Source organism: Mitsuokella apri (assembly GCF_047974105.1).
Taxonomy (GTDB): domain Bacteria; phylum Bacillota; class Negativicutes; order Selenomonadales; family Selenomonadaceae; genus Mitsuokella.
The window spans coordinates 20,640-41,254 of sequence record NZ_JBHYRS010000003.1 but is presented as its reverse complement, the minus strand read 5'-3'; the positions used below and the strand labels follow the sequence as shown (position 1 = coordinate 41,254).

Below are 20,615 nucleotides of genomic sequence, written 5' to 3'. Positions count from 1 at the left end.
TTGTCTGCTCCTGTTCTCCTCAATTCCGCGCATCCTGCGGCAAATGCCAGTGGTAATGCTGCCCAATCCTGCGGGCTGTCTCATTGAGACCGAGCAGCCTGCCCTGCAGGGTCACCATGACCACGCCGACTTTCATCCTGCCGAAAAGATAGCGCTCCGCGCGCAGGCCGGCGCGCTCCGCTAAACATCGGCATACAGATTGTTCAAGGTGAGCCTTCTGCAGTACAGTCAGCGCATCTTCCGTGGTATTGCTCTGCAGAATCTCTCTGACTCCCTCCTGCGAAAGCCCTTCGGCCGCCGCATAAGCAGCAATTGTCTCCAGCCGCGCGTCGGCAATTCGGTTATGTGTGTAGAAAATACCGGCTGCCACCTTGACCAGTTTGCCGATATGCCCAAAAAGCAGAACAGCGGGGATTTCCCGCTCTGCCGCTTTTTCCAGCATAAAGCCGATGAAATTGCTTGTCTGCACCACAGCTCCTGACGGCAGGCCCCATTTTTTCGCGAGGTTCTCACCAATTTTACCCGGCACAAAAATGAGTTCCTGAAAACCTGCAGCCTTGGCCACATCCATCTGCGGCACGAGAGAGTTCTTAAAGCCTTCTTCCGACATAGGCCGCAATACCCCCGTCGTACCGATAACGGAAATTCCGCCTTTTACACCAAGCACGGGATTCAGTGTTTTCTCCGCGAGCTCCACACCATCCGGAATGGAAATGGTCACGACAAGGCCATCGCTTATGCCAAGGAGCTCCTTCGCAGTCCTGCGCATAAGCTCGCGCGGCCCCGGATTGATGGATGGCTCGCCGACGGGCACGGAAAGCCCCGGCTTCGTAACCACGCCAATGCCCCTGCCGGCACGAAACACCATCTCTCCTACTCCATCCTGATGCTTTACGGTCGTGAAAACAGAAACGCCATTTGTGATATCGGGGTCATCTCCCGAAAATTTTACGACTTCTGCACAAATACCACCATTCTGACGGCTGACCGCCTTTACGGGAATCGTCAGCAGCGTGCCGTCAAGGGCCGTAATCTTGACTTCCTGCCAAGGCCGCCCCGCCTCAAAAAGCAGCGCTGCCTTGAGGCCGGCCGCCGCACAGGCACCTGTCGTATAGCCATTTCGCATCCCTATACCTCCTCAGCGCAGCTGACGGTTGAGGAAATCGCGTCCAAAGACCGTCAAGGTATAGTAAAGGCCGATGAGGAACGGAATGTACTCCGCAATGAGACGCCAGCAGACCGCGACAATGCCGACCGTACCGGCAGGAACTGTATCACTGAACAGCAGGACAAAACCGCCTTCCGCCACGCCCGAACCGCCCGGTGTCGGCGTGAAGTAGAGCAGCATGTTGAGGAAAATCATGCGCCCCATGACACTGTACCAGTCTGCATGCGTGACGCCCAGCCCCAAAAGAAGGCATGGCACGATGGCATAAATGCAGAGCAGATTCAGGCCGGACTCCACAAAGACGAGCAGCATGGACTTCGGCGAGGCTGCCAGCAGGGCAATGGCGCTTTTCGTATCGCGGTAAAAAGCGATGATCTTGCAGCGGCGCTCTTTTTTCGTATGCTTCGCAATGCGGATGACGAGATAATCGAGATAACCCCGTCTTGCTCCCACGACGATGACGATAATGCCCACAAAAGCCGCAATCGTAATGCCCATCAGCGTATCATTCGAGATGCCCGGCACGATGCCCGAGTCATGCATAAAAATGAACGGCATGCAGAGGACGAGAAACAAAATTGAAAGAAGAGTACGCACAATGACGAGCACAGCCGCCTTGCCCGTCGGCACGCCGGCATGACGAAGGAACATGAGCTGCGCTACAGCGCCGCCCGTCGCTCCCGGTGTCAGGAGTGCTAAGAAATAGTTGCCAAATATGACCTGTACGGCCTGATAAAGCGTTATTTTTTCATCCGATATCTTGACCAGATGCATGAGACGGCTGCCGTCAAAAAATAAACCAAGTGACACGGCAAAAAGAGCCAAAGCGACTGACCATGTCTTGAACTGTGTCAGATTTTTAAGCGTATTGATATCCACCGTTGTATAAATAACGGTTCCTGAAATCACCAGGACCAGGGTAATCAATATGATAAATCGCTTGTAAAACTTATTCATGAAAACTCCATTCCACCTGTCTTCGTTTTTTGCGTCTGTCAGACGGTTTCCTCATGAGCTGCAAACGCATTGTGATTATGAATGGACTCATAGTTCTCGCATTCAATCGAGAACCAGGCAATGCCAGGAAGGCCGCGCAGGGCAAGCACCGTATCGCGCAGAATATCCTCTACGAATTTCGGATTATCATAGGCTGCTTCTGTTACATATTTTTCATCTTCGCGTTTGAGCAGCGGATAGATAGGCGAAGATCCCTGCTGTTCAATCAGGGCAGCCAGGTCCTCGATGAAAATGCATTCCGTGCCCTCATGAAAGCGTACTTTCGTGCGGCAGACAGAGCGCTGATTATGCGCACCATAAGCAGAAATCTCTTTGCTGCAGGGACAGAGCGAAGTGAACGGCACATCAACGCCGAGTTCGAAAACCATGTTCTGACCGCGCTTCTTTGTGCCCTTGAAGCAGCAGTCGAGATCCAGCACCGAACGGCGGCCGCTGGCCGGCGCTTTTTTCTCAATAAAGTATTTAAAAGAAAGCTCTACCTCTGCCGACTGCGCATCAAGACGCGTCAAAGCCTCATCCAGCATGGCCTCCATCTCAGGCTCTGCCAGAGGTTTCTGGCTCCATGGCATGAGAATTTCCAAAAAGCGGCTCATATGCGTGCCCTTGTACTCCATGGGCAGAGCCACCGTGAACAGGATGCGGGCCAGCACCTGTTGGAAGCCGCCATCCTTGGTCTTGATGAGAAACGGCAGATGTGCATCCTTGATGCCGACGCGCTGAATGGCAATGCCGCGCGCATCCGTCTGATTCTGTACGTCCTGCATCAAAGTTCCCTCGTCTCATAGGCAATCGGGTCTTCAACACCGGCCTCAGCAAAACCGCGCAGGCGCAGCTTGCAGCTGTCGCAGACGCCGCAGGCCTTCTCGCCGCCCTTATAGCAGCTGTGCGTAAACTGGAATGGTGCGCCGAGTTTCGTGCCTAAAAGCACGATATCTTTCTTCGAAAGGTCCTGCAGCGGCGTCTCAATCGTGATTTTCTGGCCTTTTACAGCCGTTGCCGTCGTCGCGTAGTCGGCAAGAGCCTGGAATTTCTGGATGAATTCCGGGCGGCAGTCCGGATAGCCCGAATAATCGACCGAGTTGACGCCGATATAAACGTGCGTGGCACCGAGGACTTCCGCATAGCCCATGGCATACGAAAGGAAAATCAAATTGCGCGCCGGCACGTATGTCGGCGGCACGGTTGTGCGGTTGACATCGCCTTCCGGCACCTCAATCTTCTCATCCGTCAGTGCCGAACCGCCGATGGCTTCCATATTCGTCTCGATAATCAGATGCTTCTTGACACCATAAAACTGAGCAATTTTTTTTGCTCCTTCGAGTTCAATGCTGTGGCGCTGATGATAGTTGAAGCTGATTGGGTAAACTTCATAACCTTTGCTCTTAGCCACGGCCATGCACGTGCAGCTGTCAAGACCGCCTGAAAGTAATACGACTGCTTTTTCCATGATTTCTTACTCCTCAAAAACCGGAGACCATCGTCTCCGGCATTTCATTTTCCTGATAAATCTCACATGACGGGCCGCGGTCTCATTCAGCCGCGGATTGCCTGAATGGCAGCTGCGATATCCGATGCGCCGTAAACAGCGGACCCTGCTACGAGGACATTGGCACCGGCCTGACGGACGAGTTTGCTCGTCTCCTTGTTAATGCCGCCATCGACTTCAATATCGCATTCAAAGCCCATATCCTGAATCGTATGGCGCAGCATATGAATCTTATCGAGCTGCGATGCGATGAACTTCTGTCCGCCATAGCCCGGATTGACCGTCATGATGAGAACCATGTCGAGGTCCTGCAGGAGTTCCTCAATCATAGCCAGGCTCGTGCCCGGATTCACGGCAATGCCTGCCTTACAGCCGGCAGCCTTAATCTGCTGTACGATGCGGTGGCTGTGTTTAGCCGCTTCCACATGAAAGGTGATGATATCCGCACCAGCCTCAGCAAAGGTCTCAATCTGCGTTTCCGGATGCTCGACCATGAGATGCACATCAAAGACGGCATCCGATGTCTTGCGCAGACTCTTGACAACAGGAGAGCCCAAGGTGATATTCGGCACAAAAGTGCCATCCATGACATCGATATGGATATAATCCGCGCCTGCGTCCGTAACACGCTTAAGCTCATCGGCCAAATGGGCAAAATCTGCGGACAGGATGGACGGTGCAATCTTAATCATTTATATTCCTTCTTTCTGGCAAGCATTTGCGCTTCTTTGATTTCTTCGAGAATCTGCAGGTACGCATCGTAGCGTTCCCGATCTATTTTTCCTTCTTCTACGGCCTGCTTGACGGCGCAGTCCGGTTCATGGCTGTGGCTGCAGGGTAAAAAGCGGCACTGACCGGCATACGGCCGGAACTCGGGGAAGTACGAGGGCAGCTCCGTTACATCGAGCTCGGTCATTTCCATTGCACTGAACCCCGGCGTATCCACGATATAGCCATCTGCATATGGAAGCAGCTCCGCCACACGCGTTGTATGGCGGCCGCGCTTAATTTTTTCGCTGACATGTCCCGTCGTAAGCGATAAAGACGGATCCACCTGATTGAGCAGGGAGGACTTGCCGACGCCTGAAGGACCGGCAAAAACAGAAATCTCGCCGCGCAAATGCTCCCGCAGCGCTGCAATCCCCTCACCGGTCCGTGCCGAAACACGGAGAACCGGATAACCGATTTTCTCGTAGGACGACAGGAACGTTTCCCATGGGCCCTCCTGCAAATCCATCTTGTTGATACAAATCAGGATTTGGGGAATGCCGGACCACTCGGCCAGCACGAGAAAGCGGTTCAGCAGCAGCGGATGAAGGTCCGGCTGTGCAGCGGCAAAAGTCAGCACCACCTGAGTAAGGTTGGCAACAGCGGGACGCCGCAGAAGATTTTCACGCGGCAGAATCTCTTCAATAACCCCCGTTCCCTCCGGCAGTATCTCTATCGCTACACGGTCTCCGGGCACGACGCCCGTACTGCGGCGCGATTTTTTGAATTTGCCCCGCAGCTTGCAGCTGATGAGCCCATTTGCTGTCATGACATAGAAAAAACTGTTGTATGCCTTGATAAGGCGGCCTTCTACCATTTCCCCTCCTGTTTTTACCACCACGCTCATAGCTCAGCGTGATACAAATCTTTACCGCTCTTTACTGGTATCCGTCTGTTTCGATGGAGTTTTTGCTGCCGTGCCGGCATTCTTATCCGGTTCCTTGGCATCCGGCTTCTGCACCTGCTGCTTAGCCGGCTCTGCGATGACCAGGTTGACGGTGGTTCCTTCTTCTACTTCACCGCTGGCCGGCGACTGGCTGATGACCGTACCGGCAGACTGACGGCTTTCCTGCTTCGAGACACTGCCGACCTTAAGTCCGCGGCTCTGCAGGGTGGCTTTTGCGGCCTGCAGGGAACTTCCCGTCACATCCGGCACGCTGACTTTATGACTCTGCTTGCCCTTGCTTACCGTAATATCTACGGTCTGGCCGCGGCTGATTTTCGTGCCAGCCTTTGGATCCTGCTGAATGACTGTGCCGGCTTCCTCATTGGAGTATTTTTCATAGACAGATCCCAGTTTCAAGCCCATCTTTTTGAGCTGAGCCTCAGCATCTCCCTTTGACATGCCCGTAAGGTCCGGCATCTCGATTTCTTCGCCGCCCTTGCTGACATAGATTGTAACCAGGCGCTGTTCCTTGACTTTAGAGCCCGCCGTCGGATTTTGTGAAACGACTTGTCCGGCCGGCACATCAGCATTGTACGTTTCAGCCACGTTGACACGCAGCTTCTTATCTTCGAGAATCTGACGCGCCAGCGTCATCTGCTTGCCCGTGACATCCGGTACCGTGACCTCTGCTGTACTCCAGAATTTGCCATAGCTCATGAAAGCCCCGACAAAAAAGCCGGCAAAAAGAACGACCAGCAGTCCTATTATAAACTTTTTCGACTTGAAGATGGATTTTTCCTTCTTTGGTTCCCCATCTTCATAATCATTCTCCTGCACAGGATGGCGCGGCGGAATGGGCTGATGCGGCTGAACGCGCGGCAGGACCTGCGTCGCATCCGGGTCCTGCGGTCCCATGGTATTGGCAGGAGCCGCGCTGCCCGTCATCAGCATGCGTTCTGCCTGACGGATATCCTCCACAAGTTCGGCACTCGTCGGACGCATCTCCGGGTCCTTGCTCATGGCTTTTGAGACAATCGCCTCTACCACAGGCGGAATCGACGGATCGAGCTGGCGCACCGGCACAGGCTCTTCCTGCAGATGCTTGACAGCGATGCTCACAGGATTATCGCCCGTAAAAGGCAGTTTGCCCGTGAGCATCTCATAAAGGACAACGCCCAGGGAATAAACATCGGACTTCGGTGTAATCAAAGTGCCCTTTGCCTGCTCAGGCGAAAAATAATGAACAGAGCCAACGACATTGCCGCTATAAGTCATAGTGGACTCTGTAACGGCTCTTGCGATGCCAAAATCAGCAACTTTGGCATGGCCGTCTGCCATCATGAGGATGTTGTGCGGCTTGATATCGCAGTGCACGAGGTTATTGGCATGTGCATGCGCAAGAGCCTCTGCAATTTCACGTGCCACGCGCAAAGCTTCGCTGACGGAAAGATGGCCTTCCTGGCGAATGCGGTCCTTAAGCGTACGTCCTGGAACATATTCCATGACGATATAATGGTCGCCATCTGCTACACCGACATCATAAATATTGACGATGTTTGGATGTGAAAGACGTGCTGCGGCCTGCGCTTCACGCTGGAACTTATCGATAAATTCTTTATCCTGCTTGAACTGCTCATGCAGGATTTTGACGGCCACCGGCCGATTGAGCAGACGGTCCTTTGCCTTGTAGACATCGGCCATGCCGCCCCCGCCAATCAGCTCTTCCAATTCATAGCGCTGATCTAAGATACGATGCATCATATCTGTTCCCCCTACTATCTACTATCCATTCCAATCAATCACATCAAACTCTCAATGATATTTTTCGCAATCGGAGCAGCTTCTGTACCGCCGCCGCCGCCATTTTCCACAATGATGGCAAAGACAATCTTGCGTTTTGAGAGCTCTGCCGAGCCAATGAACCACGCGTGGTCTTTGCCCGCAGCATTCTCTGCCGTGCCGGTCTTGCCCGTCACCCGGATACCATTGACCTTGGCAGCGGTACCAGTGCCCTTTGTCACGACATCTTCCATGAGGCTGTCAATGACTGCCGCCATCTCCGGCGTCGTCGCAGTCAGCCATTTTGCTGGCTGCGCTTCGTGCACCACCGTTCCACCAGGTGTGATGACCTGCTGTACTAAGTAGGGCTTCATGACTTTGCCGCCATTGGCAAAAGCATCTGCCAAAAGCGCCATGTGCATGGGTGTGACCAGAAGTGAGCTCTGGCCAATAGCCGTCTGAGCCTGGTCTCCTGCGGACAATTTGCCAAAATCAGGGAAATGTGATTTCGTCATGAGAATCTCATCGCCGATTTCCCGGTCGAAGCCAAAACGGCTGAACGCCTTTTGCAGCTTATCGTCCCCCATACGCATGCCCAAGGTGCCAAACGTAATGTTGCAGGATTCTGTAACAGCCTGCCTGAGGTCTACGCGGCCATGAACTTCCCCATGACTTTCCCGAATCGTATGACCGCCACCGACGTCGAGTACACCATCGCAATTGAAAATTTCTTTTTGATTGGTCACGCCATCCGTTAAAGCCGCATCTGCAATCATGGGCTTAATGGTCGAGCCCGGTGGGTAAAGTCCCTGTACCGTACGGTTGATCAGGGGGCTGTCTTCCTGGCTCGACAGAGATTTCCAATTGGCTTCTATATTATTAGGATCATAGGAAGGTGTGCTGGCCATCGCCAGTACGGCTCCGGTCCGCGCATCGAGCACGACGACTGCTCCGCGGCGTTTTCCGAGGCCCTTTACAGCCGCTTCCTGTGCCTTCGGCTCAATTGTCAGCTTGACATCATTGCCCCGGTCTGACTGCAGCAGCTGGGTCAGCGGGCCCAACCGGCTCATATCCGCGGTCAGGCCCAGCAGCGCCTGATTCGCATGTCCCTCAATGCCGGCACTGCCGATGTTTTCCCCATTATAGCCTGTGACAGCTGCCATCTCCGCGCCAAACGGATACACGCGCGTACCATCTTTTTTCGTCTCAGCAAGAACCTGCCCGTCAGCGGCCAGAATGGAGCCTCTCACGATATCAGCACGTGCCGCAGCCATTCTCATATTCAGCGGATTCTTCGCCAGGTCATCTGCCTCCCATGTGGAAAGATAGATGACATAGACGGCAAGAAGTCCAAACAGGACCATCAGGAAAGAGGCCGCGCGGAGCACCTGTCGTTTCATTTTCCAGTCAGACATTTCTCTTCTCCTTTGAAAGGGACAGAAGCATGCCGAGCAGGATAAAGCCCGACACCATCGAACTGCCGCCGTAACTGATAAACGGCAGGGTAATGCCCGTCAGCGGCAGAAATTTGGTCACACCGGCAATGATGATAAAGGCCTGCATGAGGAGCAGTGAACTGCAGCCGGCAGCCAGCAGCATCTCCTTTTCCTGCGCACAGGCCAAAGAGATACAAATGCCGCGCCAAAAGGCCATGACGTAGCAGGCCATGAGCATAAGCGAAGCGATGAGCCCCATCTCCTCCGCAATGGCTGCAAAGATGAAATCCGTATGAACCTCTGGGATAAAGCCGGGATGGCCGTACCCGAAACCTGTGCCCCAGATGCCGCCTGTCCCAAAGGCAAACAGGGACTGCACGACCTGATAGGCCATGCCATTCGGATCCTGCCAAGGGTCAAGCCAGATATCAAAACGCACGCGCACATGAGCAAAACAAAAGTAACAGATGACAGCTGCTGCTCCCATGAACAGCAGCGCTAAAAATACATAAGAGCGGCTGCCAGTAGCCATATAAGTCATGAGCACAGCAATGCCAAAAAACAACAGTGCCGAACCCAAATCCTTCTCCACGACAAACATCAGCACCGCGATGCTCCAAATACAGATGAGCGGCGCAATGAAGCGCAAAGGCGGGAGCTGCAGGAACAGCAGGCGGCGCTTCGGCAGAGCCAGCACCTTGCGATGGTCAGAAAGATACGCTGCCAAAAACAGGACAATGAGAATTTTGCCAAACTCCGACGGCTGCACGGAAAAAGGCCCGAGTACGAGCCAATTCCGGCTGCCGCCGATTTCTGTGCCAAAAAGAATCGGCAGAAACAGCACCACGACACAGAGAATTCCCGTAATATAAGGATAATCGACCAGCCTGCCCACACGATTCCAGAAACGTATTACCAGAAACATCAGGACCATCGCGATGAGCAGCCAGCGCAGCTGCGGTACAAGCAGAGCCGGCTTGAGTCTTGCAATCTCCACGATGCCCACGCTCGCCAGCAGCATGATCAGAGGAAATAAATACGTATCCATGTGGCGATGAATCAAAATCCCCTGCATGATGACAGCGAGCACCATTACCGCTGCCAGCCAGGGCAGATAGGAAATCCCCAGCAGCATGGCGGGATTGACTGTCCCCATCTGCGGGTGCGTCTTAATGTACAGGACACCCAACCCGGAAAGCAGGATGCCAAAAGGTGCCAGCAGCAGGCTCCAGTTCTTCATGATGCATACACCACCACTACAGCCGTAACATTATCGCGTCCTCCCGACTCCAGAGCTGCATCGACAAGGGCCCTGGCCGGGTTTTCCTGCTCCTGTTCCAGAATAGAAATCATTTTGTCCTCTGAAACCATGTTCATAAGACCATCTGTTGCCAAAAGCAGGATGTCTCCCTCTGCCACTTGGAAACAGCCGCTGTCGACTTCAAGATTTTCCTCAACGCCCACGGCCCGCGTCAGCATATTCTTCTGCGGATGATTGCGCGCTTCTGCCTCTGTAATCTCACCGTGCTCGACGAGGTCCTCCACATAAGAATGATCACGCGTAATCTGTGCAAGGCGTGCCTCACGCAGCAAGTAAAGCCGGCTGTCCCCGACATGTGCCCAGAAAGCCTGTCCAGCGCCGATATGCAGCAGCGTAGCTGTCGTGCCCATGCCCTGGCAATTGGGATTTTCCGCCACAGCCGCGAGGATCTCATGATTGGCATGACGGATGGCCGAGCGCAGCTCTTCTTCGCCAATGTCATTCCTGCCAGCCAAATCGGACTGTACCGATTTGACAAGGATGTGACTGGCGACTTCACCAGCAGCATGGCCGCCCATGCCATCTGCTACAACATAGACCTCCGGAGCAAAGACAGCTGCACTGTCTTCATTCGTCGGTCTCACACAGCCGACATCCGTCGCTTCATAAACCTTACTCAAAATTCTCACCTCTCGAACCGAAGGGTGACAAGGCCAATGCGGATCTTGTCACCAGGACGCAGGTACGCCCTGCCCTCCAGGATTTGACCATTTACATAAGTGTGGTTGATGCTGCCGAGATCTTCGATGACGTATTGATTGCCATGACGATAAATCTGCGCATGATGATGGGACACATAGCCTTCGGGAATCACAATATGATTATCGCTCCCGCGGCCCAGCATGAGCTGTTCGCCAAAGGCAAAACGTTTGCCCATAAGCTCTTTTTCCGGCGCTTCCAAAACGGATATAACCGCTTCTGCCGGCTTAGTCTCCGGTTTGCGGATCGCTTTATCCTGCTTGCGGACCGCACCGAAAAGACGCCTGCTGAGCGTTACTGTAAACCAGAGCAGCCATAAAAGCATGCCATATTCGAGCAAAACGCGGATGCCCTTGAGAAAAACGGCTGTCACCGCCACTTATATCACCTCGTACTGCAGGACCGTCATACCGATCCGGATTTTATCACCATGCCGGAGACGGCACGAATCTATGCGCCGCCCATTGACAAATGTACCATTTGTGCTCTGCGCATCATAAAGTTCATGACGGTGGTGTTCGTAAGAAATCCACGCATGAAGGCGCGAAGCATTTGTATCGGTCAAAATAAATTCATTCTTGTCACGCCGCCCGATGTAGACCTGCTTTTCTCCGATTTCAAGATAAGCATCGAGGTCCGGCCCTTCCACGACCGTCAGAGAAGCCATGGGATGAAAGGCTGGCAGATTTAAAGGAGTCTGCCTGTCAAGAGAAGGTCTTTTTTGCAGGACCAGCGTATTGGCTGACAAATTTTCCACATCCTCAGATGACCTGCACTGCAGCTTATAAACACCGCGGCTCAGTTTGGCATTTTGCTCCATGCGCACAAGAATAACACCTTCTGCAGCGCAGTCCTGCAAAATGATCTGACGGGCAGCCGTCGTGCGCAAATCTTCAATGATACGCCGTGCACAAAGCCGGTGATAATCCTCCGGATTCAATGAAAAAACAAAAACGGTATCGACATCATGCCGTTTCTTCCCTGAAGATTGGCGCGTTACTTCACGCTCCACACCATTCATGAGTTCAACGACTTCCAGATTGCTGCTGAATTTCTTATTGAAGAATCCCTCAATGTGATTGGCCAGATAGGATTCCCAGGTGCCAAGGCCCATGGCATCCGCCTCCGTTTCCTTAATCGAGTTCACTAGCCACTATTCGTACATTATAACAGAAATGACTGTGAATTTATAGGAAAATGGTCAATCTGCCAGGTGTTTATTGCGCAGCTGGCCACAGGCAGCCTGAATATCTGTCCCCATCTCACGGCGTACCGTAACATTCAGATGGTGTGCCGTCAGATATTTTGCAAACCATTCAATGCGTGCAGCGGAAGGGCGCAACAGATGACGCTCCGCCACCGGATTGATGGGGATGAGATTCACACTGGCCAGCTGCCCATGCAGAAGCGCCACGAGCTCTCTTGCCTGCTCCTCACCGTCATTGACCTGGTCAATCAAAATATATTCATATGTTACCCGCCGTTTTGTCACTTCTGCATAATGGCGGGCAGCCTCGATAACGTCTTTTAAAGGATATTTGCGGTTAATCGGCATGAGTTCACTGCGAAGCTCCTGATTCGGCGCGTGCAGGGAAACGGATAAGGAAATGGGGATTCCCTCTTCTGCCAGTTTATGCATCTGCGGCACAATACCCGAGGTTGAAAGCGTGATATTGCGGTAGCTGAGCCCCAGCACATAATCTTCATGGAGCAAGCGAATGAAACCCAGCACGTTATCGTAATTCATCAAAGGTTCCCCTGACCCCATGATGACAACGGTATCGACTTTCTCACCATGTTCTTCCGTCCGCAGCATATCGTTGATTGTTATAGCCTGGGCCAGAATTTCACCTGCTGTCAGATTGCGCGCCATGCCGTGAAGAGTCGATGCACAAAAAGCACAGCCCATATTGCAGCCGGCCTGCGTCGAGACGCAGATGCTGTTGCCATAGGGCTGGCGCATGAGCACCGTCTCCACAGCCGTGCCATCGGCAAATTCCAATAAAAATTTTGTGGTATGGCCATCAGCTGAATCAAGCCGGTCTTTGGTCTTTGGGCGTCCTATGCAGAGAGCGTCCGTCAGTTCCAAGCGCAGCTTCTTCGGCAGATTTGTCATATCAGCAAACGATACGGCACCGCGCTTATACAGCCATTCTGCAATCTGCTTGGCGCGGTAAGCCGGTGCAGCAAAGGGACGCAGGGTCTCCTGCAGTTTTTCCAGCGTCAGACCAAAAATATCCTGTTTATCCTGTAACGGTTCCAATGCGTTTATCCTTTCCTTTGCATGCGGCAGATGAAAAAGCCATCTGTGCCGTCTATATTGGGCAGCAGCTGAACCATCTTTGCTTCCCGATGCTTTGTCGGCAGCGGCAGGAAATTTCCCGTCGTCTCAAGCTGGAATTCCGGATGCTGCTCTAAAAAGCGGCTGACTACGCCCTGATTCTCGGCAAGTTCAATCGTGCAGGTACTGTAAACGAGCACGCCGCCCTTCTTTACGGCAGCTGCCGCACTCTCTAAAATGGCCAGCTGCAAAAAAGGCAGTTTCTCAATCTCCTCCTGTGTCCTGCGCCAACGGGCATCCGGCTTGCGCCGCAGGACGCCAAGGCCGGAACACGGTGCATCGACAAGAACGCGGTCAGCCATGCCCTCATACGCCTCACCAATTTCTCTCGCATCGATTTTCTCGGTCTCAATGATGTGAATGCCCAGCCGATTGGCATTTTCCTCAATGCGCAGGAGTTTGTGGTCATAAATATCACCGGCGAGAATTCGGCCCTTATCCTGCATGAGCGCAGCCAGATGCGTCGTCTTGCCCCCCGGTGCTGCACAGCAGTCAATGACAAATTCGCCAGGCTGCGGCCCGACGACATGTGCCACGAGCATCGAACTCTCATCCTGCACCTGACAGCGCCCTTCCTGCAAGGGCTTCAAGGTATCCAGTGAGCCATGACTGTGAACAAGGATACCTTCCGGTGCCCAAAGAGAAGCCTCCGCCTCTGCCCCGCATGCCTTGAGTTCACGGAGCAGGGATTCTCTGTCCGTTTTCAGAGTGTTCGTGCGCACAGATAAGACGGGCTGTTCATTATCAAAATCACAGAGCTTTTCTGCGGCTTCAAAGCCAAACGTCTTCACCCAATGGCGCACAAGCCACTCCGGATGCTGACTGCGCAGAGCCAGCCCCTCTGTCGCATGTCCCTTGCCGCTTGGAAATGCCGCCTTCTGCGGCTCACGCACGGCTGTGCGCAGGACAGCATTGACAAAACCGGACAGCCCCTTCATGCCCATGCCTTTGGCGAGGTCTACTGCGGTATTGCAGGCAGCCGAAGCCGGCACCTTATCGAGATAAAAGAGCTGATACAGCCCCAAATGTAAAATTTCCCGCACAAGCGGCTGTATCTTGCGGACAGGCCGATTGACATAACGGCGCAAAATCCAGTCCAAAGTATCCCCCGCCTTCACGGCACCATAAACCAGCTCCGTGACAAAGCGGCGGTCCTGCTCACTAAGATTTTCCTGACGCAGCGCCTTGGCAAGGGCCACATTGGCATAGGCACCATTTTCATGTACTTCATATAAGATGCGGACTGCTGTCTCGCGCGCTTTATCCATAAGCCCCTCCCTTATTTCTCTGCATCTGTTTTCTCATCACTTTGTTCATTCCCGCTGTCCTTCTTTGGTACCGGGATAATAATTTTTTCAAGTTGAGCCCGTACTTCATCGATGTCCACATGTGTGTTGTAGCACGGACCGTTGGGCCTGATATTCAGGACGCCGACCGCCGGCAGAGGATAAACATCCTGAATTCCGCTCATAAGGTCCCGTTCACAGGCAATGGCGAGTACTGCCTTGGGCTTTGTTTTATAGACAATCTGACGCGCTAAAGTGCCGCCTGTCGCCACAAAGAAATGAAAGCCCATCTCATGGGAAAGCGTCACAAGGGCTCCGATATCGCAGCCGCCGCAGCGCTTACAGTTCTCAGGGTCGCGCGTAATCTTGTGCGGACACGACGCAAGCTGCAGGCAGTGCGGCGTCACAACGAGCAGGCGGTCAGCCGGCACGCGGATGCCCATGCGATTGAAAAGCAGATTGCTCACAGCAATAAACGAGCCTTCGAGCCTGCGCCGGCGTATGCCAAACAGCTTGCCAAGGCGCACCGTAACAGGGAACAGCAGGTTGATGAGCTCATATGTCTGCCTCTGCAAAAAAGGCAGATACGGCAGCCCCGCTACGGCTAATGCCATATTGACAATCCCCAAAAATGCACCGAGGATTATCACGGCGAAGACAAGACCTACAATCCATGGCAGCAGAGGCTGGATGGAAGCCAGCCCTGGGACGCCGATATACCAAATCAGGTAAAAGATGCCCGCCATGATAAGGGCCGTCAGGGATAACATGCCAATGAACAGCCTTTTTTTTGGTCTGCCCGGCATGGTGTAATTCTTCTTAGAATTCGCCATTTTTTATTCCTCAAAGACTGCTGGCAGGGCTATCGCATGACCATTCAAATAATCACATGCTTTCATGCGCTTCTTTCCCGGAGCCTGCAGTTCGGTAATCTCCAATACGCCATCTCCAGTCGCTGCAAACAGTCCCTTCTTCTTATCGGCTGTCAGGATAGTCCCCGGAGCCGCTTCTGTCTTTTCATCCGTTTGCTTCGTACGCCAGATTTTATACTTTTTCCCAGCGAGGAACGTATAGGCCCCCGGCCAGGAATCAAGACCGCGCACGAGATTATGAATGTGCTGCGCAGAATCCTGCCAATGAATATGTCCCGTCTCCTTGTCGAGCATGGGCGCATAATTTGATTCTCCCGTCTGGGGAATGCGCTGCAGCGTTCCGTCCGAAAGCTTCTCCAGCGTATCCATGAGTACTTTTGCCCCCAGCTTCATCAGGCCGTCATGCACATCCTCAAGCGTCGTATCCTCTCCAATCGGAAATTCTTCTTTGAGCAGCATATCGCCCGTGTCGAGTCCGGCATCCATGAACATCGTCGTGATGCCCGTCTTTTTCTCCCCGTTGATGACACACCACTGCATCGGCGCAGCACCGCGGTAGCGCGGCAAAAGAGACCCGTGCACGTTGATGCAGCCATATGTCGGGATATCGAGAATGCGCTGCGAGAGAATCTGGCCAAAGGCCACAACGACCATGAGCTCTGGCTTTTGTGCTTCTAAGAAAGACGTAAATTCTTCATCCTTGATTTTCTTTGGCTGCCAGACAGGCAGATCGTGTGCTGCTGCCCAGGCTTTTACAGGGGACGGGACCAGTTTCTGCCCTCGCCCTCTCGGCTTATCCGGCTGCGTTACAACGCCAATGACTTCACAATGTTCGTAGAGAGCAGCCAGGCATGGCACAGCGAATTCCGGCGTTCCCATGAAAATGACTCGAAATTTCTTCAACTCTGATTCCCCCTGTGCAGACTCTCAGCAATATCGATGAACAGCTGGCCTTCAAGATGGTCGAGTTCATGCTGGATGCAGCGTGCCAAAAGGCCCGTCGCTGTCAGATGCTGCTTCTTGCCGCGGCGATTGAGGAATTCCACCTTGACCTTGGCCGCACGTTCCACTTCACCGTAAATACCCGGCACCGAGAGGCAGCCCTCGGTGTCGGTTGCCTTGCCCTCACGGAACGTGATGACCGGATTGATGAGCTCCAACAGGCCATGATCATCCTGGCAGTCAATGACAACCACACGGATTGGACGTCCGACCTGCGGTGCCGCAAGGCCGACGCCATCGGCCTCGTACATCGTAACAGCCATGTCGTCGAGCAGTTTGCGCAGTTCTTTATCAATATGTTCAACAGGTGCACAGACCTCTTTGAGGACAGGCGCACCAGCCTTTTTTATTTCCAGTATTGCCATATAGAAAATCTCCTTATCCTGATAAGATTCCAACAAAATTTATCGAAATAGTAGTGACGCGCCAGTTTGCCTGACGCGTCGCATTCATCTCATTACACTTATTTTTTCAGACTGCCCGCTTTGACCATGATATGAAGGACAGTTTCCACCGCTTTCTGCAAAGACTGCAGGGGCAAGTACTCAAAGCGGCCATGGAAATTAGCACCGCCCGTGAAAAGATTCGGACACGGCAGTCCCATGAAGGAAAGGCGTGCACCATCCGTGCCGCCTCGAATCGGCTCAACATGGGGCTCTACGCCTGCTTCTTCCATAGCATCGCGCGCAAGGTCGACAATATAGAGATTGCCCTCCTCGATTTTCTCTAACATATTATAGTAGACATCGTGATGCTGTACTTCCACGGAGCCTTCTCCGTATTTTTTATTGAAGAAAGCAGCCATATCATCAAGCAGTGCCTTGCGCTTGGCAAATTTTGCCTTATCATGATCGCGCACAAGCATGCCCATCGTGACTTCTTCCACGCCGCCCTTGATGGTATGGACATGGAAGAACCCCTCATGCCCCTCTGTATATTCCGGTTTTTCGCCGGCCGGCAGCATCTGCTGCCATTCGGCAGCCATGGTCACGGCATTTTTCATCTTGCCCTTAGCATCGCCGGTGTGTGAACTGCGCCCATGAAACACGATTGTCGGATTGGCTGCATTGAAGTTTTCATATTCAAGGCCGCCAAGTTCGCCGCCATCTACGGTATAAGCAAAGTCGGCAGCAAATTTCTTCACATCGAAGCGGTCCGCACTGCGCCCCGTCTCTTCATCCGGCGTAAAGCCCAGACGGATTTTGCCATGCTGGATTTCCGGATGCTTTAAAAGATACTCTGCCGCACTGACAATGGCCGTGATGCCGGCCTTATCGTCTGCGCCAAGAAGAGTCGTGCCATCCGTCATCATGATATCCTGGCCCTTGTATTTCTCAATATCCGGATAATCCGCCACCGAGAATACAATATCCTTTTCCGGATTCAGCACAATATCGCCGCCCGCATAGGCGTGGATAATTTGTTCATGGATAGGACCGCCCGCTGCATCAGGGCTTGTATCCATATGGGAAATAAAGCCGACAACAGGAGCTTCCTGCGGGGAAATGCCATTGGCCGGCAGCGTGGCCATGATATAACCATGCTCATCAAGCGTCACATCCTCAAGCCCGAGCTCCGCAAGCTCTGCTGCCAGATGTTTGGCCAGCACCATCTGACCTGGTGTTGACGGGCACTCCTGTTCATTTTCTTCATCAGACTGCGTATTGAATGAAATGTAATCGCGAAAGCGCCTGATCAGCGTTTCCAAATCAATTTCCATTGTCATTACGGTCACCTCGTACTCTATTAATCATCTTATTATTATACCAATAAACAGGAAGCGGAACAAGGCATTGTCTTCAGCTCTGTTTTTTCCCAAGAGCTGCTGCTTTTTTCTGCACCTGATTCATCGGCACCGCACCATCGTGCACAAAATGGTGAATCGTGAACTGCTGAAAGGTCATCGCGGCCGGAGAAAGCGGGCGCGATGTGTTCCAGGCAATGCCAACGGCTCTTTTGCAGAGCGGGAACGAAATGGGCACGAAAACTACGCCGAGATGCTCTGTGCAGGGAACATGCGGCAGAACACTGACACCAAGGTGTGCTGCTACGAACGATACGAGCGTATGAACTTCATCGCCTTCAAAGACAATCTGCGGATGGCTCTCCGCGAGATCCAGGAACTGATTGACCTGCTGACGCAGTGTATACTCGGGCTTCAAGGCCACGAAAGGCTCGTCTTCCACTTCGCGCAGACTGACACGCGATTTTTGTGCCAAAGGATGATCTTCCGGCACGACGAGGAACATTTCCTCGGACCAGAGATACATCCAGGCCGTATCCGGCTCATTCATCGTCGAGCAGAGACAGATGTCCGTCTCTCCATTCGCCAGCTGCTCAGACAGCATGGAAGAATTCTGCTGATTCAATTTTACATCGATATGAGGATAGCGCGCATGAAACTGGCGCAGGATAAGCGGCAGGAATGTATCCCCCAAAGAATGAAGGAAAGACAGATGCACGACACCTTCACCGCCATTATCGATCTGGATTTCCTGTTCGGCTAATGCCAGTTCACGGATGACGCGGTCCACATGGAACAGAAATTTCTGCCCGGCTTCCGTGAGTTCTGATGTACGTCCATGGCGTTCGAATAAGGTGATGCCGAGTTCCTGCTCAAGTTTCTGTATCGAACGGCTCAGAGCCGACTGGGAAATGGCCATTTCCTCTGCCGCCTGCGTAAAATGATGGCAGCGCGCCATGGCCTGAAAATATTTGAGCTGCGTTAATTCCATTCTATACCTCACTTCTTATATATCCTGCACGATATGCATAATTACTTTTGGTTATAGTCTATTATATGCACAGTATAATAAACTGACAACGTTTTCCTGCTAACTTTTCATGATTATTTTGCATTGTATTCATGTATACAAAACATAATCCATGCATTTTCTGCAATAATTGACTATTTGCGCTCTTAATATGTACAAAATGCACTTTATTTGTGAAAATAATACATTAGACGCACATAAAAAAGATGACTATACTAAGTTTCAGATTTCATCCATAAGATTTTTTGATGATATATTAGATAAGCAGGTGAAACATGTATATGAAATCCAGAATCCCTTCGGATTATGTTGAAGAGTTTTGTGCAGAGACGGGCATGTCGACAAGCGATGCACATCGTATGCTGACTGTCGCCCACTGCACGGCGATTCATCATCCCCGTCATCATAAAAAGCGTGTTGTATTTGGAAAGGAGTCTTCTTCTATGGCAGATACCACTGCTGCCCCACAGCGCCTTTGGACCCGCGATTATATTTTTGACATCGGCGTCAACTTCCTTGTTTACTGCGTTCATTTTCTCCTGATGCTCTGGTCTACGGCCTATGCCATCTATACTTGGAACGCTTCCATCAGCATGGCAGGCCTTGCTTCTGGCCTTTTCATCGTCGGTGCGCTGTTTGCCCGCATCCCGGCCGGCCGCTTCATTGATTTTGTTGGGCGCCGCAAGATGTTCCTCGCCGGTACGCTGATGTTCTTCCTGCTCGTGCTCTGCTATGAGCTCGCACCGACGCTCGAGATTTTCATGCTCGTCCGCTTCCTGCACGGCCTTGCCTTCGGCACGACGTCAACGGCTGCCAGCACGGTCGTCGCTGCTCTCGTACCGCTTAAACGCATGGGCACGGGCATCGGCTACTTCACACTTGGTGTCACGATGGCTTCGGCTGTTGGCCCGTTCATCGCCATGAACCTCACAGCATCCCATGAATTCAATCTGGCCATTGAAATCTGCTCTGTTGCCACTTTTGTCATCTTTGCGCTGTCATTTGGCATCAAGGCTCCGGAACGCACAATCCTGCCGGAAGAAAAAGCCGACCTGCACAAAGTTTCCTTTGACCGTTTCTTCTCCCTCAAGGCTCTGGCCATCTCCTTTATTGCCCTGATGGGCGGCGTCTGCTACTCCACGGTCCTGAGTTTCCTCGGCGCCTATACCGCCAGCATCGGCGTCACGGGCATCGGTGCTACGGGCTTCTTCCTCTGCTTTGCTGCTACGTCCTTCATCAGCCGTCCTCTGACGGGCTATCTCTTGGACCACTTCGGCGGCAACGTCGTCATTTATCCGGCACTCCTGTGCATGGCCGCAGCCATGGGCATCATCGCCACGGCTACGGGCGATATCGCCATGCTCGTCGGCGCCCTGTTCCTCGGCTTCGGTTACGGCACAATCACGGCTTCCTGCCATGCCCTCGCCGTACACTGCGCCCCGATGCATCAGGTTGGCGTGGCTACGAGCACGTACTTTGTACTGCTTGACTTCGGCATCGGCGTTGGCCCATACACGCTTGGCAGCTTTGTACCGGCTTTCGGCTTCTCCTTCGTTTATCTCGCAGCCGGCGCCATCTCCATCAGCGGTATCTTCCTCTACTACTATCTGCTCGGCCGTCATCATCGCTTCACGCGCCATCAGATGGACCGCGACAGCGAAGCCAAGACGATTGTTGCAGAACGCCGTCAGCGCTTCTACGAAAAACGCCTGGCTGCTGCCCACTAAATCAATAACCCTGCACTCTACTATAAAACAGCGTCCCAGAAATTTTTCTGGGA

20 protein-coding genes are annotated in these 20,615 nt (G+C 52.8%); 1 reads left to right on the top strand and 19 read right to left on the bottom strand.

What is annotated here, in order from left to right; genetic code table 11:
* Window positions 1–19 precede the first annotated feature (19 nt).
* The 19 genes from cbiD to ACE419_RS05150 form a co-directional block, all read right to left on the bottom strand.
* On the bottom strand, window positions 20–1,126 hold the full coding sequence (cbiD, locus tag ACE419_RS05240; protein ID WP_432646717.1) for a cobalt-precorrin-5B (C(1))-methyltransferase CbiD: 1,107 nt from the start codon (window positions 1,124–1,126) through the stop codon (window positions 20–22).
* A gap of 12 nt (window positions 1,127–1,138) precedes the next feature.
* Window positions 1,139–2,125 (bottom strand): lysylphosphatidylglycerol synthase transmembrane domain-containing protein, encoded by a 987-nt coding sequence (locus ACE419_RS05235; RefSeq protein ID WP_432646718.1) that lies wholly within the window; start codon window positions 2,123–2,125, stop codon window positions 1,139–1,141.
* A gap of 38 nt (window positions 2,126–2,163) precedes the next feature.
* On the bottom strand, window positions 2,164–2,949 hold the full coding sequence (gene folE2 / locus ACE419_RS05230; RefSeq protein ID WP_432646719.1) for a GTP cyclohydrolase FolE2: 786 nt from the start codon (window positions 2,947–2,949) through the stop codon (window positions 2,164–2,166).
* A complete protein-coding gene (queC, locus tag ACE419_RS05225; protein WP_432646720.1) occupies window positions 2,949–3,632 on the bottom strand; it encodes a 7-cyano-7-deazaguanine synthase QueC in 684 nt (227 codons plus the stop codon). The genes folE2 and queC overlap by 1 nt, the downstream gene beginning before the upstream one ends.
* 86 nt (window positions 3,633–3,718) lie before the next feature.
* Window positions 3,719–4,363, bottom strand: coding sequence for a ribulose-phosphate 3-epimerase (gene rpe, locus ACE419_RS05220; RefSeq protein ID WP_432646721.1), 645 nt, complete (start codon window positions 4,361–4,363; stop codon window positions 3,719–3,721).
* Window positions 4,360–5,256, bottom strand: coding sequence for a ribosome small subunit-dependent GTPase A (gene rsgA, locus ACE419_RS05215; protein ID WP_432646722.1), 897 nt, complete (start codon window positions 5,254–5,256; stop codon window positions 4,360–4,362). The genes rpe and rsgA overlap by 4 nt, the downstream gene beginning before the upstream one ends.
* Window positions 5,257–5,307: 51 nt before the next feature.
* A complete protein-coding gene (pknB, locus tag ACE419_RS05210; RefSeq protein WP_432646723.1) occupies window positions 5,308–7,086 on the bottom strand; it encodes a Stk1 family PASTA domain-containing Ser/Thr kinase in 1,779 nt (592 codons plus the stop codon).
* 38 nt (window positions 7,087–7,124) lie between these two features.
* Complete coding sequence (locus ACE419_RS05205; protein ID WP_435721266.1) at window positions 7,125–8,519, bottom strand: peptidoglycan D,D-transpeptidase FtsI family protein; 1,395 nt, start codon at window positions 8,517–8,519, stop codon at window positions 7,125–7,127.
* Window positions 8,512–9,780 carry an FtsW/RodA/SpoVE family cell cycle protein gene (locus ACE419_RS05200; protein ID WP_432646725.1) on the bottom strand — a complete coding sequence of 423 codons (1,269 nt, stop codon included), beginning with the start codon at window positions 9,778–9,780 and terminating at the stop codon, window positions 8,512–8,514. Before ACE419_RS05200 ends, ACE419_RS05205 begins: the two co-directional genes overlap by 8 nt.
* The gene (locus tag ACE419_RS05195) at window positions 9,777–10,481 is read right to left on the bottom strand and encodes a Stp1/IreP family PP2C-type Ser/Thr phosphatase (protein WP_432646726.1); all 705 of its coding nucleotides are present in this window, start codon (window positions 10,479–10,481) and stop codon (window positions 9,777–9,779) included. The genes ACE419_RS05200 and ACE419_RS05195 overlap by 4 nt, the downstream gene beginning before the upstream one ends.
* Window positions 10,482–10,486: 5 nt before the next feature.
* Entirely contained in the window at window positions 10,487–10,939 is a 453-nt protein-coding gene (locus ACE419_RS05190) for an FHA domain-containing protein (protein ID WP_435721265.1), read from the bottom strand.
* Window positions 10,940–11,707, bottom strand: coding sequence for an FhaA domain-containing protein (locus ACE419_RS05185; protein ID WP_432646728.1), 768 nt, complete (start codon window positions 11,705–11,707; stop codon window positions 10,940–10,942).
* A 54-nt stretch (window positions 11,708–11,761) separates the two neighbouring features.
* Window positions 11,762–12,823, bottom strand: coding sequence for a dual-specificity RNA methyltransferase RlmN (gene rlmN, locus ACE419_RS05180; protein ID WP_435721264.1), 1,062 nt, complete (start codon window positions 12,821–12,823; stop codon window positions 11,762–11,764).
* 5 nt (window positions 12,824–12,828) lie between these two features.
* Complete coding sequence (gene rsmB, locus ACE419_RS05175; RefSeq protein ID WP_435721263.1) at window positions 12,829–14,169, bottom strand: 16S rRNA (cytosine(967)-C(5))-methyltransferase RsmB; 1,341 nt, start codon at window positions 14,167–14,169, stop codon at window positions 12,829–12,831.
* 11 nt (window positions 14,170–14,180) lie between these two features.
* Entirely contained in the window at window positions 14,181–15,020 is an 840-nt protein-coding gene (locus ACE419_RS05170; protein WP_432646731.1) for a DUF116 domain-containing protein, read from the bottom strand.
* Between the two features lie 3 nt (window positions 15,021–15,023).
* Window positions 15,024–15,962, bottom strand: a complete 939-nt coding sequence (gene fmt, locus ACE419_RS05165; protein ID WP_432646732.1) for a methionyl-tRNA formyltransferase — start codon at window positions 15,960–15,962, stop codon at window positions 15,024–15,026.
* Complete coding sequence (def, locus tag ACE419_RS05160) at window positions 15,959–16,426, bottom strand: peptide deformylase (RefSeq protein WP_432646733.1); 468 nt, start codon at window positions 16,424–16,426, stop codon at window positions 15,959–15,961. Before def ends, fmt begins: the two co-directional genes overlap by 4 nt.
* 98 nt (window positions 16,427–16,524) lie before the next feature.
* On the bottom strand, window positions 16,525–17,787 hold the full coding sequence (pepT, locus tag ACE419_RS05155; RefSeq protein WP_503128869.1) for a peptidase T: 1,263 nt from the start codon (window positions 17,785–17,787) through the stop codon (window positions 16,525–16,527).
* Window positions 17,788–17,860: 73 nt separating this feature from the next.
* Window positions 17,861–18,796: a LysR family transcriptional regulator gene (locus tag ACE419_RS05150; protein WP_432646735.1), complete on the bottom strand. Its 936-nt coding sequence runs from the start codon at window positions 18,794–18,796 to the stop codon at window positions 17,861–17,863.
* A 482-nt stretch (window positions 18,797–19,278) separates the two neighbouring features.
* On the opposite strand from ACE419_RS05150, the gene ACE419_RS05145 reads away from it, so the two are divergent.
* A complete protein-coding gene (locus ACE419_RS05145) occupies window positions 19,279–20,562 on the top strand; it encodes an MFS transporter (RefSeq protein WP_432646736.1) in 1,284 nt (427 codons plus the stop codon).
* Window positions 20,563–20,615: the final 53 nt, after the last annotated feature.

Bases quoted from the DNA above. Each gene is read 5' to 3' on its own strand.
- cbiD (WP_432646717.1), bottom strand. From the start codon at position 1,126: ATGCGAAATGGCTATACGACAGGTGCCTGTGCGGCGGCCGGCCTCAAG.
- ACE419_RS05170 (WP_432646731.1), bottom strand. From the start codon at position 15,020: ATGGCGAATTCTAAGAAGAATTACACCATGCCGGGCAGACCAAAAAAA.
- ACE419_RS05145 (WP_432646736.1), top strand. From the start codon at position 19,279: ATGGCAGATACCACTGCTGCCCCACAGCGCCTTTGGACCCGCGATTAT.
- rsmB (WP_435721263.1), bottom strand. From the start codon at position 14,169: ATGGATAAAGCGCGCGAGACAGCAGTCCGCATCTTATATGAAGTACAT.
- ACE419_RS05200 (WP_432646725.1), bottom strand. From the start codon at position 9,780: ATGAAGAACTGGAGCCTGCTGCTGGCACCTTTTGGCATCCTGCTTTCC.
- ACE419_RS05205 (WP_435721266.1), bottom strand. From the start codon at position 8,519: ATGTCTGACTGGAAAATGAAACGACAGGTGCTCCGCGCGGCCTCTTTC.
- ACE419_RS05150 (WP_432646735.1), bottom strand. From the start codon at position 18,796: ATGGAATTAACGCAGCTCAAATATTTTCAGGCCATGGCGCGCTGCCAT.
- queC (WP_432646720.1), bottom strand. From the start codon at position 3,632: ATGGAAAAAGCAGTCGTATTACTTTCAGGCGGTCTTGACAGCTGCACG.
- ACE419_RS05235 (WP_432646718.1), bottom strand. From the start codon at position 2,125: ATGAATAAGTTTTACAAGCGATTTATCATATTGATTACCCTGGTCCTG.
- rpe (WP_432646721.1), bottom strand. From the start codon at position 4,363: ATGATTAAGATTGCACCGTCCATCCTGTCCGCAGATTTTGCCCATTTG.
- pknB (WP_432646723.1), bottom strand. From the start codon at position 7,086: ATGATGCATCGTATCTTAGATCAGCGCTATGAATTGGAAGAGCTGATT.
- pepT (WP_503128869.1), bottom strand. From the start codon at position 17,787: ATGACAATGGAAATTGATTTGGAAACGCTGATCAGGCGCTTTCGCGAT.
- folE2 (WP_432646719.1), bottom strand. From the start codon at position 2,949: ATGCAGGACGTACAGAATCAGACGGATGCGCGCGGCATTGCCATTCAG.
- rsgA (WP_432646722.1), bottom strand. From the start codon at position 5,256: ATGGTAGAAGGCCGCCTTATCAAGGCATACAACAGTTTTTTCTATGTC.
- def (WP_432646733.1), bottom strand. From the start codon at position 16,426: ATGGCAATACTGGAAATAAAAAAGGCTGGTGCGCCTGTCCTCAAAGAG.